The organism is Ruegeria sp. HKCCD7303, from assembly GCF_013111185.1.
Taxonomy (GTDB): domain Bacteria; phylum Pseudomonadota; class Alphaproteobacteria; order Rhodobacterales; family Rhodobacteraceae; genus Ruegeria.
In genome coordinates, this window is record NZ_WVRE01000003.1 from 27,975 (window position 1) to 40,323 (window position 12,349).

General features: G+C 56.5%; 10 protein-coding genes. 7 read left to right on the plus strand and 3 right to left on the minus strand.

Annotation, left to right across the window (positions count from 1 at the left end; all coding sequences use genetic code 11):
• Window positions 1-11: 11 nt before the first annotated feature.
• Together GS630_RS09795 and GS630_RS09800 are read right to left on the minus strand one after the other, a co-directional pair.
• Complete coding sequence (locus GS630_RS09795) at window positions 12-1,925, minus strand: ABC transporter substrate-binding protein (RefSeq protein ID WP_171235388.1); 1,914 nt, start codon at window positions 1,923-1,925, stop codon at window positions 12-14.
• Window positions 1,918-3,690 carry an ABC transporter ATP-binding protein gene (locus tag GS630_RS09800; protein WP_171235387.1) on the minus strand — a complete coding sequence of 591 codons (1,773 nt, stop codon included), beginning with the start codon at window positions 3,688-3,690 and terminating at the stop codon, window positions 1,918-1,920. Before GS630_RS09800 ends, GS630_RS09795 begins: the two co-directional genes overlap by 8 nt.
• A 233-nt stretch (window positions 3,691-3,923) precedes the next feature.
• On the opposite strand from GS630_RS09800, the gene GS630_RS09805 reads away from it, so the two are divergent.
• The 7 genes from GS630_RS09805 to GS630_RS09835 all read left to right on the plus strand — a co-directional run bounded on the left by GS630_RS09805 (window position 3,924) and on the right by GS630_RS09835 (window position 11,896).
• Window positions 3,924-4,421, plus strand: a complete 498-nt coding sequence (locus GS630_RS09805) for a class I SAM-dependent methyltransferase (protein WP_348540064.1) — start codon at window positions 3,924-3,926, stop codon at window positions 4,419-4,421.
• Between the two features lie 18 nt (window positions 4,422-4,439).
• A complete protein-coding gene (locus GS630_RS09810) occupies window positions 4,440-5,069 on the plus strand; it encodes a glutathione S-transferase (protein ID WP_171619529.1) in 630 nt (209 codons plus the stop codon).
• Window positions 5,070-5,182: 113 nt separating this feature from the next.
• Window positions 5,183-7,585, plus strand: a complete 2,403-nt coding sequence (locus tag GS630_RS09815) for an FAD-dependent oxidoreductase (protein WP_171619531.1) — start codon at window positions 5,183-5,185, stop codon at window positions 7,583-7,585.
• Between the two features lie 2 nt (window positions 7,586-7,587).
• A complete protein-coding gene (locus GS630_RS09820; protein WP_171619533.1) occupies window positions 7,588-9,132 on the plus strand; it encodes a trimethylamine methyltransferase family protein in 1,545 nt (514 codons plus the stop codon).
• Window positions 9,133-9,807 (plus strand): TetR/AcrR family transcriptional regulator, encoded by a 675-nt coding sequence (locus tag GS630_RS09825; RefSeq protein ID WP_171619535.1) that lies wholly within the window; start codon window positions 9,133-9,135, stop codon window positions 9,805-9,807.
• Window positions 9,804-11,108: an FAD-binding oxidoreductase gene (locus tag GS630_RS09830; RefSeq protein WP_171619537.1), complete on the plus strand. Its 1,305-nt coding sequence runs from the start codon at window positions 9,804-9,806 to the stop codon at window positions 11,106-11,108. The genes GS630_RS09825 and GS630_RS09830 overlap by 4 nt, the downstream gene beginning before the upstream one ends.
• A 56-nt stretch (window positions 11,109-11,164) precedes the next feature.
• The gene (locus tag GS630_RS09835) at window positions 11,165-11,896 is read left to right on the plus strand and encodes a hypothetical protein (RefSeq protein WP_171619539.1); all 732 of its coding nucleotides are present in this window, start codon (window positions 11,165-11,167) and stop codon (window positions 11,894-11,896) included.
• Window positions 11,897-11,901: 5 nt separating this feature from the next.
• Here the strand turns inward: GS630_RS09835 and GS630_RS09840 are convergent, their stop codons facing one another.
• The gene (locus GS630_RS09840) at window positions 11,902-12,264 is read right to left on the minus strand and encodes a DUF3307 domain-containing protein (RefSeq protein ID WP_171712033.1); all 363 of its coding nucleotides are present in this window, start codon (window positions 12,262-12,264) and stop codon (window positions 11,902-11,904) included.
• Window positions 12,265-12,349 lie beyond the last annotated feature (85 nt).

Here is a 12,349-nt window from a genome sequence, read left to right on the forward strand (position 1 = left end):
GCTGCTCCTGCTCAGTCAGCGAAAAAGAACTCATCCGGGCGATGGATGCCGAAATGCGCGCCTGGTTCCCATGCCCACATAGCCTGTTCCGGTACGTTGCGCAGACGATTCGAGACAACCACCGGCTGCGGCGCGCCGTTCAGGATGCCAATTGCATACAGTTGGTCCGCATGAATTTTCAGCATTTCTGTCCAGGCTGCCGTGCGTTCTTCATCGCTTGTGGCGATTTCCCAATCATGGGCCAGTTCCATCAGACGTTCGGCTTCGGGCATGTCAGGGGCTTCTCCAACTTCACCCTTAGTCTGGTAATATTGACCCCATTTGGGCCAAGCGAGGAACACTTGATCAGTGGGTGCCAGATAAGCTGGTGAAGTGTGAGCCTGCGGGATTCCGTCATCCCATCCAAACCAAACTGAAGCCATCGAGTTGCCCGCAAACACCCGGTTGCGCAGAATGTCGCGGTCCAGTGGACGCATCACCAGTTTGACCCCGATCTCGCGCCAGTTGTCGGTGACGATTTGCAGGGCATTCTCGACCTCTTGCCGTTCACCTGCGGTTTCGATGATCAACTCCATCGGGCGGCCATCGGGCAGTAAACGGATGCCGTTTTTATCGCGCTGCGTCAGACCGGCTTCGTCCAGCAGGGCATTGGCCTGATCAATATCGTATTGCGCCCAGGCCTCGGCGTTCTCTTCATTGTAGAACGGCGAAGCGGGCAGCACTGACATCGCTGCGGGGCGCGCCAGTTTGAAATACAGAGCCTGATTGATGGTCTTGCGGTCGATCCCCAGCGACAAGGCACGTCGCACACGAACGTCGCGCAAAACGTCGCGCCAGACGTCATCCGCAAAGTTAAGGTTCGGATAGATCGCAACCTGGGACGCTACGCCGGTTTTCCACAGCAGTGTTTTGTAACCGCCTTGGGCCTCACCTTTTTTAAGGATCGACGCGTCCCGGAAGGCCAATCCGCGACCTTGCAGATCGCTTTCACCTGCGTTGGTCTTGGCGGCGACAAGGCCGGGGGCAACAATCTCCATCTCGACCACGTCGATATAGGGCAGCTGTACCCCGTTGCTGTCGATACGGTGGTAGTAGGGGTTGCGCACAAAGTTATGCCTGATCTTCTTGCCCGAGCTTGCGTTTAGCCAAGGTTGCAAAGTCGGCAGTTCGTGGTTGTCGAACTTGTAAAGGTTGTCCAGCTTGTTGTGCAACGCGGCCCAGCTTTTGACCCTTGCATCTTCAACCAGAAAGGCCAGCTCCTCGGGATCGGCGTATTTCTCGTGGTACTGTTTGAGGAAGGCGGACGGACGGTAAATAAATGGCGGTCGCGCATTGGCAAGCGTTTGCAGGAAGTCCGGGTTTGGATCCTCCCATTCGAAGATCACCGTGGTTTCATCAGGAAATGTAACCGTTGGTGATTTGCCTTCGACGATCAGAAACTCAAGCGGACCCGAAGGGCTGAGCAGTTCGTTATTGGCGACCTCTTCCCACCAATAGCGGAAGTCTTCTGACGTAAAGGGCGAGCCGTCTGACCATTTGTGCCCTTCCCGCAGTTTCAGCGTGAACTTGCGATTGTCTTCGTTCTCGAACGAGGCCAGCAGATCGGGCACAATTTCATAGTCCTGGTTAAACCCAACAAGGCGGGCATAGCCGTAGACGACCATTTGGCGGATATCTTTCGACCGTGTCACCATCGTACGCAGCGTACCACCTTGGGTGCCAAATTCACGGCCTTTAGCGGCCAGATCAACGATCAGCGGTTCCTTGGGAATGCGTTCTTCGATCGGCGGAAGGTTGCCTGCCTCTACTTCAGCGCTCCAGAAGGCGCTTTCCTGAGGAGTAGGAAAGGTTTCTGCCGTGGCGGGCAGCATTCCCGTCAGGGCCAGCATTGCGGCCAGGATCAGGGGGCGAGTGGTCTTAAACATGGCAACGTACCTTATGGCCCGGTTCCAATTCCACCAATGAAGGTATCACGGTGTCCGAGAAACGGAAGGCTTCTTCCCAACTGTCCGGTGCGCCGGCGCCCAATGAAACCATTTGCAGGTCAATTGGACGGTTGATGTCGGGTTCGGGTTGAGCGGCAATCAGCGCCTTGGTGTAAGGGTGACGCGGATTGTAGAAAAGCGTTTCGGGCGGTGCCTGTTCGACAATCAGGCCGCGCCGCATAACGGCAACTTCGTCGGCAATCCGGGCGACAACGGCCAGATCGTGCGAGATAAACAGATAGGACAGGTTCAGGCTGTCCTGAAGGTTCTCCAGCAAGGTCAGGATTTGTTCCTGAACCGAGACATCCAGAGCCGATGTGGGTTCGTCACAGACAATCAGTTGCGGGTCCAACATCATGGCACGGGCCACAGAAAGGCGCTGCCGCTGCCCGCCGGAAAACGCGTGGGGATAGCGTTTCAGCATGTCTTCTGTCAAACCGACACGTTGCAGCATCTCGGCTGCTTTGTCGCGCTGTTCCGCTGAGGTGCCGATCTTGTGGATTTCCAACGGTTCGGTCATCGCGTCCTGAATGCGCATACGCGGACTGAGCGAGCTATAGGGGTCCTGAAAGACCATTTGTGCCTTTCGCTGAAACGCCGTGCGCTGGGCGCGCGTCATGCTGTGCACCGTGATTGGGTCGACGTCAGGTGCAGTGCGGAACAGAACTTCGCCACCAGGGTCGGGCAATTCGGCACCCAATGCGATCCGGGCTGCTGTCGTCTTTCCCGATCCGCTTTCGCCAACAATAGCCAGCGTTTTGCCGCGTGCAAGGTTCAGGTCGACGCCGCGACAGGCGTAGATTGCGGTGTCGGCTTGCCACCCCTTGCTGGACCGCATGGTGTAGGTCTTGGACACGTCCTTCATCTGAAGGATCAGATCTTCGTCCGGCATCGGAATACCTACGGCATCCTGGTCCGGAATTTCCGGCGCGGCATCGAACAACTGTTTCGTATAAGGATGAGCCGGAGCGGTCAGGATTGGCGCGGCCGGGCCCGACTCCATGATGCGACCCTTGTGCATGACCACGACCTGTTCGGCCATATTGGCGACGACACCCAGGTCATGGGTGACAAGGATCAGCGCCATGCCGGTCTCGCGCTGCAATTCCTTGATCAGCCCCAGCACCTGCGCCTGTGTGGTCACATCCAGCGCAGTGGTTGGTTCGTCTGCTATCAGCAGTTCGGGCTTGGATACCATCGCCATTGCGATCATGGCGCGCTGACGCATCCCGCCAGACAATTCAAACGGGTACGAGTCATAAGCGCGCTGGGGGTCGGGGAAACCCACGCGATCAAACTGGCTCAGAACTTCTTTGCGGGCCTCGGCTTCTGAAAGACCACGATGCAGCCACAAGACTTCGCTGACCTGATTGCCGATCTTGTGCAGGGGCGACAGTGAACGCATAGGTTCTTGAAAGATCATCGAAACCCGGTTGCCGCGTATGTTGCGCATCTCGCGTTCCGAGACCGATGTAAGCTCGCACGTACCTTTGGAATCGTTCAGGGTAATAGTGCCGCTGCGGATCTGTGCAGAGCGGGGTAGAATGCGCAAAGCGGCCCGACATGTGATTGTTTTGCCCGATCCGGATTCACCCACTAGTGCAAGCGTCTGACCGGCCTCGACGTCGAAGTTCACATCCGTGACCACGGAATTGCCCGTACCAAAGCCAATGCTCAGGTTTCTGACGGACAACAACGCGTTCATGCGGGTTTTCTACCCGTTTGACCAAAAGGTGACATCGGTTAATTCAACTCCCCGTGATTTTTTGCTTAGTGTCGCGCGGTTCCGCCCGACTAGTCAAACCCGTTCTTGGGCTGAAATGTCGCGGAATTGTGAAACTTTGGGCTTCATCGCTACACAAAGTCTTGAGAATTTGTCATCTAGGGCCGCATCGGGCGCATCTATGCTTCCGAATAGTATCAAGGAGATATGTGCTGGTGTCCGAGAATCAAAGCCGCCTGGATCTGTTCATCGACCGCATGGTGTCGCAACGCGCGTGTCTGGATTTTGCGATTGCGCATACGGCGGGCATGAAAGGCCCGGTTTTCGAGTTGGGTTTGGGCAATGGCCGTACCTATCACCATCTTGTGCAGCATATGGATGACCGCCCGGTTTATGTGTTCGAACGCGCGGTGGCTTCTCACCCAGACTCAACCCCACCCGAGGATCGGGTGATTCTGGGGGATGTGCGCGATACGTTGCCTGCATCCGTTGACCGGTTTGGCGCAACAGCGAGCCTTATCCACGCAGACTTGGGCGGGCATAACCGTGAGAAGAACGATAAATTTGCTCGGTTCGTCTCGCCGCTGATTGAACCTTTGCTGGCGCAGGGCGGTCTGATGGTGTCCAGTGATCGCATGTATTTCGACGGGCTGACAGAAATGCCGCTGCCCGAAGGTGCCGTTGAAGGGCGCTGTTTCATTTACCGCCGTTGATCTGAAAGGGGCACCAGCATGATTTTCTACGACTGCTCAACAGCCCCCAACCCCAGGCGAGCCCGCATGTTCATTGCGGAAAAAGGGCTTGAGATCGAGACCCGAGAAGTCTCGATCGCCGAAGGCGCGCAACTGAGCGATAAATTCCGCGCCGTCAATCCGCGCGCCACCGTGCCTGTCCTGGTAACCGATGTTGGTACAGTTCTCACCGAGAACATGGGTATTGCCGCTTATCTTGAGGCACGTTTTCCCGAACCGCCTTTGATGGGTCGGACCCCCGATGAAAAAGGTCTGGTTCTGATGTGGAATGCGATCGCCGAACAGCAGGGTGGTTTGCCCATCGCCGAAACGCTGCGCAACAGTCATCCGGCTTTTCGAGACCGCGCTATTCCTGGTCCGTCCAACTATGCCCAAATCCCGGAACTGGCGCAGCGCGGAAAAGACCGTGTGATTCAGTTTTTTGATCTGCTCGAGGCGCGGTTGACCGAAAGCGCATTCATCGCGGGTGACGACTTCACTCTAGCTGACATCTCGACCTTTGTTTTTGTCGATTTCGCGCGTGTGATTAAAACGCGAATCCCTGAAGGCAATACTGCGACGATCGCATGGTTTGAAAGCATCCAGTCGCGTCCTAGCGCCAAGCTTTAGCGACCACCGTTCCAAGGCGCCCATCCCTGCTGGCCTGCACTGTACAGAAATGTCTAGACAGAAATGAACAGTGCCACTAGCGTTTTCCCAGATTTTGTTTTGGGGAGGTTCAGATGAAATCTCAGTATCGCGTTGTTGTCATTGGGGGCGGGGTCGTCGGGGCCTCGGTTCTGTATCATCTGGCCAAGTTTGGCTGGTCGGATGTCGTGATGCTTGAACGGCGGCGGCTTGCGTCGGGCTCTTCGTGGCACGCGGCTGGCGGTATCCACGCGTTGAATGCCGACCCGAATATGGCGTCACTGCAGGCGTATACCATCGACCTGCTCAGTGAAATCGAAAAGGAATCGGGTCAGAATATCGGTTTGCACATGACCGGCGGTCTGACTCTTGCCGGAACGCCCGAACGGTGGGAGTGGTTGCAGGCCAACTACCGAATTTTTCAGTCCATCGGGATTGACGATTGCGAGTTGCTGACCCCGCAAGAGGCCCAGAAACGTTGTCCGATCATGTCCTCCGAGGGCGTGCTGGGTGCTATGTGGGCGGATCGAGAAGGGTATATCGACACAACCGGAACAGTGCAGGCTTATGCAACAGCGGCCCGAAAACGCGGTGCTGAGTATTACGAAGAAACCAAAGTCGAGGAACTGATCCAAACCGATGAAGGTTGGAAGGTTGTGACCGACAAGGGCACGATCACTTGCGAACATGTGGTCAATGCGGCGGGCCTGTGGGCCAAGCAGGTCGGGCGCATGGCTGGCGTCGAATTACCGGTATCACCGCTTAAGCACCACTATCTGATCACTGACACAGTGCCCGAAGTCGCAGCCGCCGATTTTGAGATGCCGATGACCGTGGACCTGGAAGGATTCACCTATATGCGGCAGGACCAAAAGGGCGTTCTGGTCGGCATTTATGAAGTAGATCACGAGCATTGGGCCATGGACGGCGCGCCGTGGAACTATGGCGAAGAGCTGTTTCAGGAACAGCTTGACCGGATCGAGAACGAATTGACGCTGGGCTTTGAACGTTATCCTTCGATTCAGAATGTCGGCATCAAGACATGGGTGAACGGCGCATTTACCTTTTCGCCCGACGGTAACCCTTTGGTCGGTCCGGTGCCGGGCAAACGTGGCTATTGGTCTGCCTGTGCGGTGATGGCGGGCTTCCTTCAAGGTGGAGGCGTGGGTAAGACCTTGGCCGAATGGATGATCCATGGCGAGCCCGAGGCTGATGCCTGGTCAATGGATGTGGCCCGCTACGGCGACTATGCGCAGAACAAGCGCTATATCCGCGAGACCACGGGTCAGTTCTATTCCCGCCGTTTTGTGATGACCTATCCAAACGAACAACTGCCTGCAGGCCGTCCGCTGAAGATGGCTCCTGCGCATGACGCGATGACCGAGGCTGGCTGCAAATGGGGCGTCAGCTGGGATCTGGAGGTGCCGCTGTATTTCGCACCAAAGGGTTTCGAGGAAACACCAACGCTTAAGCGGTCCAATGCACATGACATCGTGACTGAAGAATGCAAGGCCATCCGTGAAGGCGTGGGCCTGATGGATATCTCGGGCTTTTCTCGGTTTGAAGTGACCGGTCCGAATGCCGAAGCGTGGCTCGACAGGGTGATGGCCTCGAAACTGCCTGCCCCGGGGCGCGCGAAACTGGCCCCGATGCTGGGCAAGGATGGGCGGCTTAAGGGCGATTTGACCGTTTTGAACTGGGGCGACGGCACCTGGTGGATCATGGGCAGCTACTATCTGCGTGCCTGGCACAAGCGCTGGTTTGACGATCATATGATTGACGGTGTCGAACTGCGTGATCTGGGTGAGGAATATTGCGGCTTTGCCGTGGTTGGGCCGAAATCGCAGGCTGTGGTCGAAAAGCTGGCGGAGCAGGATATCTCGGGCTTGAAATTCATGGGCTGCGGCGATTTCGACATCGGCCTTGTTCGTGCTCGCGTGGCGCGCATGTCCGTGACCGGCGAAAAGGGGTACGAGATCAACTGCCGCTATGGCGACCACATCAAACTGCGCCGTATCTTGTTGGAGGCCGGTGCCGAAGAAGGCCTTCGCGAGGTTGGTTTCAACGCCATGGGGTCGACCCGGTTGGAAAAGAGCTTTGGCATTTGGTCAGCGGAGTTCACGCAAGCCTATACACCCGGCATGACTGGCATGGATCGCTGGATCGATTGGGAAAAAGAGTTTGTCGGCAAAGAGGCCGCGCTTGCCGAACGCAATGGCAATGGTCCGGCACAGGTACAGGCGACGTTGGAAATCGATGCTGTGGACGCGGATGCCAGCGGGTACGAGCCGATCTGGGCCAATGGTGAACGCGTTGGTTTCGTAACCTCGGGTGGCTATGGGCATTACACCGGCAAATCGCTAGCGATGGCGCTGATTGACCGCGACAAAGCTGAACCGGGTACTGAACTGTCCGTCCATGTGGTTGGCGTGGAACGGTCGGCACGCGTGGTTGCGCCGTCGCCTTATGACCCGCAAGGCAAAGCGATGCGAGGCTGATCATGACCGCTCAGGACCGAGGACGCAGGCGGCGCGGGCGGGGGGCCGAAGCCGCCCCGCAACCCAGTCGCGATGTGAACTATCGCCAGCTCAAGAACCCTTTCCCGCAAATGGAGGTGTTTCCGGCGGATCAGATCGCCGACATGCATGAGACTGCGTTGCGTACGTTGGAAGAATTGGGCGTAAAATGTCTGCTACCCGAGGCGCGCAAGCTTTTCAAACAAGGTGGTGCGCGCGTGGACGAAGACAGTGAAATGGTCTTCATCGGGCGCGAGATGGTTGGGGCCGCTGTGGCCTCGGCCCCCAAATCTATTGATTGCCGAGCCGGAGCGCGGCGGCGGGATTTCACGCTTGAACTGGGCACTTTGGTCTTTCAACCCGGTGCCGGGGCTCCGAATGCGACCGACCTTGAACGTGGACGTCGCCCCGCGACAGGGCAGGATTATCTGGAGTTTCTGAAGCTCACGCACCATTTCGATGTATTCCAGATGATCTCGCCTCAGGTCGAGCCGCAGGACGTACCAACCCATTTGCGCCACTATTTTACCACGCAAGCGCAGATGGAGCTTACAGACAAGTTCCCGTTCTTTTTCTCGCGCGGCACGCCGCAGGTGATGGATTGCTTTGAGATGCTGTCCACGGCCCGTGGCCTTTCGAGTGATGAATTCCAGGGCAATGCGCATTGTTACACGATCATCAACACCAATAGCCCGCGCACTTTGGATATTCCGATGGCGCAAGGTCTGATCGACTTCGCGCGGCATGGTCAGATGTCGATCATCACGCCGTTTACCCTGATGGGCGCGATGGCTCCGATTACTGTGGCCGGGGCGATCACCTTGTCCCATGCCGAAGCGCTTGCCGCTTTGACACTGACGCAGCTTGCCAAACCTGGTGCTCCGGTCTGTTATGGAACGTTTACAAGCAACGTGGATATGAAATCTGGTGCCCCTGCATTCGGGACGCCTTCCCATTTCCAGGCGTCTCTGGCTGCGGGTCAATTGGCGCGCCAACTTGGCCTGCCTTGGCGGTCGGCAGCAGGATCAGCGTCAAACATCAACGATGTGCAGGCCGCGAACGAGAACCAGTTTGGCCTTTGGGGCTGCCTGATGGCCGGGGCAACCGTGATCATCCATTCCGCAGGTTGGCTGGAGGGTGGCCTGACCGTATCCTTCGAAAAACTGGTCTGCGATGCCGAGGTCCTGAACATGGTGGCCGAACTTTGCGCGGGTGCACAGGCAGGCGCGGCAGAGATCGGATATGATACAGCCTTGCGTGAGGTCGAACCCAGTGGACATTTCTTTGCCTCAAGCCAGACGATGGAGCGGTACAATACCGAGTTCTATCAACCGCATCTTCATGACTACGCCAACTTTGGCACCTGGACCGAACGTGGGGCGGTTGATGCGAATAATCGGGCTACTGACGTTTGGAAAGGCATCCTGAGCGACTTCAAAGCACCAAGTACTGACAGTGACAGTTTGGGTGCCATGCACGACTTTATTGCGCGTCGGACTGCCGAGGGCGGCGCGCCGCCGGAGAGTTGAATGAATACAAAACCTGTCCTTCACCGCGATGATCCCAAGGCTGAACCCTTGATCGGCAACGTCAAGGTCACGCGTGACGATTGGTTGAATGTGGCAATGGACGTGCTGATTTCGGACGGGATAGATCAAATCAAGGTTCTGAATCTTGCTGAGCGGATGGCTGTATCGCGCTCATCCTTTTATTGGTACTTCAAATCTCGGCAAGAACTGATGGATGCGCTGCTTGCCCGCTGGCAAGCCACCAATACGGCAGCATTGATCAAGCAGGCGGAGGCCCCGGCTGAGACAATCACAGCAGCTGTCTGCAACGTGCATCGTTGTGTGGTAAACAGCGAGTTGTTCGACACTGCGCTGGACTTTGCCGTACGTGACTGGGCGCGTAAATCCGGCAAGGTGCGGCGTGCGCTGGACCAATCCGACGCGCGTCGCCTTGCGGCACTGCACGCAATGTTTGCCCGCTACGGCTATTCCGAGATCGAGGCCGAAACTCGAGCGCGGGTACTGTATTACATGCAGATTGGCTATGACCTGGCACAAATGAACGAACCAATTGAGATGCGGATCTCGCTATTGGCGCAGTACCTCTACACGTTTACCGGCGTTGAGCCAAAGCCAGAAGAAGTTGAAGAATTCAGCGCATATACAATGCGTTATTGGAAAGGAGACTTGAAATGAGTCAACCAGACGCAATCATCATTGGCACGGGTGTGATCGGCGCGGCCATTGCGTTCGAGATGTCGAAGGCGGGGTGGAAAACCCTGTCTTTGGACCGCAATTCTCAGGTTGGTCACGGCTCAACCGCCGGGTCTTGTGCAATAATCCGAATGCATTATTCGACCTTTGACGGAACGGCCTTTGCCTGGGAAGGCTACCATTACTGGCGCGACTGGGCCGACTATCTGGGACTGCCAGAGGATGCCGATCTGGCCCAGTTCCGGGAAACCGGTTGTCTGGTCATGAAGACCGAGGCGAACGGTATGTTGGAAAAGCACATGCGCAATTCGTCGGATTTGGACTGCCCCTTCGAGGAATGGTCGGCTGAGAAAGTGGTAGAGCGCCTGCCGGTTTATTCGCTGGAAAGCTTTACCCCGGCGCGCCGTATGGATGATCCGGAATTCGGCCAGTCCAACGGGCGGAAGATGACCGGGGGTGTGTATTGGCCGCAAGCGGGGTACGTCACCGACCCGGCCTTGTCTGCGCAGAACCTCATGGATGCCGCGAAACAGCATGGGGCCGAAGTGCGCACCGGCGCTGAAGTTGCTGAAATCCTGACCGAGGGCGGGCGCGTTTCCGGCGTTAAGCTGACCTCGGGCGAAGAAATCCACGCCAAGGTCGTGGTCAACGTTGCGGGACCGGGTTCGGCGATCATCAACGAGATGGCGGGTGTCCTGGGCGACATGACCATCAAAACCCGGCCCTTGCGGCAAGAGGTGGTTCATGTTCCTGCGCCTGAAGGGTTCGATTTTGAAAATGATGGAACCATCGTGTCGGACAGCGACATCGCCTGTTATTGTCGCCCGGAACATGGAAACCATATCCTCGTCGGATCAGAAGACCCGGAGTGTGATCCGCATCAGTGGTGCGAGGACGATGTGAACTATAACCGAGAGTTCACCGATCAATGGACCACGCAGGCGATGCGCTATGCGCAACGTGTCCCCAGTCTTGGCATCCCGTCGAAAACGCGGGGCGTTGTTGACCTGTATGATGCGTCCACCGACTGGATTCCGATCTATGACAAATCCAGCCTGCCGGGGTTCTACATGGCCTGCGGTTCCAGCGGGAACCAATACAAAAACGCGCCGATTGCGGGTAAGATGATGACGGCTCTGATCTCGTATTGCGAGGGTGGTGCCGACCATGACGCAGAACCGTTGCAGTTCGAACTGCCCTATATCAAGCGGAGCATCGATGTCGGCTTTTATTCGCGCAAACGTCCGATCAACGAAGAAAGTAGTTTCTCGGTGCTGGGCTAGTCACGGCCTGTAAACGATCTACGTCTTGCGGGGCTGGCAAAGAGGGTGGCCCCGCTATGACCGACCGACAAACCAAAGTTCTGATTCTGGGCAGTGCTCCTTCGGCCTTAGAAGCGAGGGCTTGGTCGCGCCAGCCCTTCACGCATATTGTCGCCATCAACAACGCGTGGCGCATTCGAGAGGACTGGGACTACTTAATCCATCCCGAAGATTTTCCGACTGACAGATGTCCGAAGGACGTTACCAAAGCGCAAAGCATCGTCACTGCGCAAGACTATGTGCCCAAGCAGAACGAATATGGCGGGTTCGTCTACGCGGGCGGCACGATGGCTTTTACAGCCGGGTATTGGGCGCTGGCGGCTCTGAATCCGGATGTATTGGCGTTTTTTGGATGCGACATGATGTATTCGGGTTCTGGCAAGACCCATTTTTACGGAACCGGGGCCGCGGACCCGTTGCGGGACGATGTGACTCTGCGATCGCTCGAAGCTAAATCTGCGCGTCTGGCTCTTTTTGCAGCCAAACAGGGGTGCAGAGCAGTTCGGTTGTCCAACGGGCCCAGCCGATTGGTCTTTTCCTCAACCAGCCGGTCTAATCTGTCCGCGTCACCACTTATTGACACATTAGGAATGGGTCCAGCACGCCAAATAGAACACGATCTGGGCTATTACGTCGACTCAGGTCGGTATTGGGAGGTCGAAGAAAGATTCGATCCCGCAAAGATCGACGCATTGGATCGAATGTGGCTTCGGGCGTACAGAATGGGTGCGTTGAAAGAGGCGGCGTAACCTATTCAGGCTGCTGCAAAGCTAACCCACGCCCAGACCATCGCCACATATGTCAGGTTGTGCATCAACTGATCCAACCCGGCCGCGCGCCAAAAGGCGGCTTGCGAAGGTTCCAGCTGGTTTTTGTCAGAATAGCTGGCTTTGACGAAATCGATGTTGAAGTGGATTATCCATTCAAGCGCTGCGACAATCAGAATAAACGCCAAAGGTGCGCCAAAAACCAAGAACACAATAATAGAGCCTGCAACATGTACTGCTGCATGCTGTGCACGTCCCCAATGAAAATACTCACCGCGTCCAGAGAGCATTTTCGGTGTCTGGAGGTAAAAGTCAGCGAACATGTGCTTTACAAGCATTAAGCAAAGCATAACGAACACTGCGCCAAAACTGGCAGCCAAAAGAACCCTCCCGATCTCGTCCTGCTGACCACTCTAGGCAATTAGATGGGCATAC

Excerpts from the sequence above, each read along its gene's own strand:
- GS630_RS09795 (WP_171235388.1), bottom strand. The coding sequence starts at position 1,925 with ATGTTTAAGACCACTCGCCCCCTGATCCTGGCCGCAATGCTGGCCCTG.
- GS630_RS09825 (WP_171619535.1), top strand. The coding sequence starts at position 9,133 with ATGAATACAAAACCTGTCCTTCACCGCGATGATCCCAAGGCTGAACCC.
- GS630_RS09835 (WP_171619539.1), top strand. The coding sequence starts at position 11,165 with ATGACCGACCGACAAACCAAAGTTCTGATTCTGGGCAGTGCTCCTTCG.
- GS630_RS09830 (WP_171619537.1), top strand. The coding sequence starts at position 9,804 with ATGAGTCAACCAGACGCAATCATCATTGGCACGGGTGTGATCGGCGCG.
- GS630_RS09840 (WP_171712033.1), bottom strand. The coding sequence starts at position 12,264 with ATGCTTTGCTTAATGCTTGTAAAGCACATGTTCGCTGACTTTTACCTC.
- GS630_RS09810 (WP_171619529.1), top strand. The coding sequence starts at position 4,440 with ATGATTTTCTACGACTGCTCAACAGCCCCCAACCCCAGGCGAGCCCGC.
- GS630_RS09815 (WP_171619531.1), top strand. The coding sequence starts at position 5,183 with ATGAAATCTCAGTATCGCGTTGTTGTCATTGGGGGCGGGGTCGTCGGG.
- GS630_RS09800 (WP_171235387.1), bottom strand. The coding sequence starts at position 3,690 with ATGAACGCGTTGTTGTCCGTCAGAAACCTGAGCATTGGCTTTGGTACG.
- GS630_RS09820 (WP_171619533.1), top strand. The coding sequence starts at position 7,588 with ATGACCGCTCAGGACCGAGGACGCAGGCGGCGCGGGCGGGGGGCCGAA.